This window comes from Roseateles sp. P5_E11 (genome assembly GCF_054049355.1).
The window spans coordinates 1-1,558 of the sequence record NZ_JBFUMO010000923.1 but is presented as its reverse complement, the minus strand read 5'-3'; the positions used below and the strand labels follow the sequence as shown (position 1 = coordinate 1,558).

At 68.1% G+C, this 1,558-nt stretch carries 2 protein-coding genes; both read left to right on the top strand.

The window, feature by feature from the left end:
* Positions 1-610, top strand: a 610-nt coding sequence (locus ACXJKR_RS32120; protein ID WP_457326304.1) for a glutamate ligase domain-containing protein, incomplete at its 5' end; no start/stop codon positions are given.
* A 73-nt stretch (positions 611-683) separates the two neighbouring features.
* A partial coding sequence (locus ACXJKR_RS32115; RefSeq protein WP_457326303.1) for an FtsW/RodA/SpoVE family cell cycle protein occupies positions 684-1,558 on the top strand: 875 nt, incomplete at its 3' end.

The window sequence follows — 1,558 nt, the reverse complement described above, 5'->3', positions numbered from 1 at the left end:
GCCCCTCATCATCCAGCGCCTGATGCCGGCCGACGCGCTGCGTGTGCGCGGCCGCCACAACGCCGCCAATGCGCTGGCGGCACTCGYGCTGGCGACGGCGGCCGCCTGCGAGCTGGCCCCCATGCTGCACGGCCTGCGCGAATATCGCGGCGAGCCGCATCGCGTCGAGCCCGTTGGCAGCATCGATGGCGTCGAGTTCTTTGACGATTCCAAGGGCACCAATGTTGGCGCCACTGTCGCCGCGATCTCCGGCCTGGGTGCCGACCGCGCGCCGGCCAAGCTGGTCCTCATCCTCGGCGGCGATGGCAAGGGCCAGGACTTCGCGCCACTGGCCGATGGTGTTGCCCGCCATGCCCGCGCCGTGGCGCTGATCGGTCGCGATGCGCCTCAGATTGAAGCAGCGCTGGCCAACACCGGCATTGCCATGCAGCACCACGCGACGCTGGAGGCCGCCACGACCTGGTGCCTGCAGCAGGCCCAGAGCGGCGACAGCGTGCTGCTGTCCCCCGCCTGCGCCAGCCTGGACATGTTCCGCAACTACGCCCACCGCGCCGAGGTCTTCGTCGCCACGGTGCAGGGTCTCGCCGACGAACGCGGGGTGGCGCTATGAGCGCCGCGCCGGGCCGTCCCAAGCAAGCTCGCTCCCGCTCGGCGGGACAGCGCGCAGCGCGAAGGGTGCATCAATGACTGCGGTCTTGAACGGCTTCACCGCCAGGCTGCAGTCGCTCTGGAAAAAGAGCGACGCCGAGGATGCCAGCGTGCCGGTGCGCGACTGGGTGTCGACTTCGGCCGGCCGGCCGACGCAGTTGCAGGGCTTCGACATCACCATGGTGTGGGTGGTGCTCGCGCTGATGGCCTTTGGCCTCTTGATGGTCTATTCGGCCTCCATCGCGCTGCCCGACAACCCGCGCTTCGCCAAATACCTGCCGACGCACTTCCTGACGCGCCACATGATCGCCATCGGCTTCGCGCTGGTCGCGGGGCTCGTCACCGTGCAGATCCCCGTAGCCATCTGGGAGCGCTGGGCGCCCTGGGTTTTCGTCGCCGCCCTGGTGCTGCTGGTCGCGGTGCTGATCCCTGGCATAGGCAAGGTCGTCTACGGCGCGCGGCGCTGGATTCCGCTGGGTGTCATGAACTTCCAGCCCTCGGAGCTGGCCAAGTTCGGCATCGCCCTGTACGCGGCCAACTACATGATGCGCAAGATGGACGCCCGGGAGAACTTCTTCCAGGCCGTCACGCCGATCGCGATCTCGCTGGCCTTCATCGGCCTGCTGCTGCTGGCTGAACCCGACATGGGCGCCTTCATGGTCATCGCGGCCATCGCGATGGGCATCCTGTTCCTGGGCGGCGTCAACGGCCGCATGTTCCTGCTCATCACGCTGGTGCTGGTGGGAGCCTTCGTGTTGATGATCAGCTTCAGCGAGTTCCGCCGCGAGCGCATCTTTGCCTACCTGAACCCCTGGGACGAGAAGTACGCCCAAGGCAAGGCCTACCAGCTGACGCACAGCCTGATCGCCTTCGGCCGCGGCGAGTGGCTGGGCCAGGGCCTGGGCGGCAG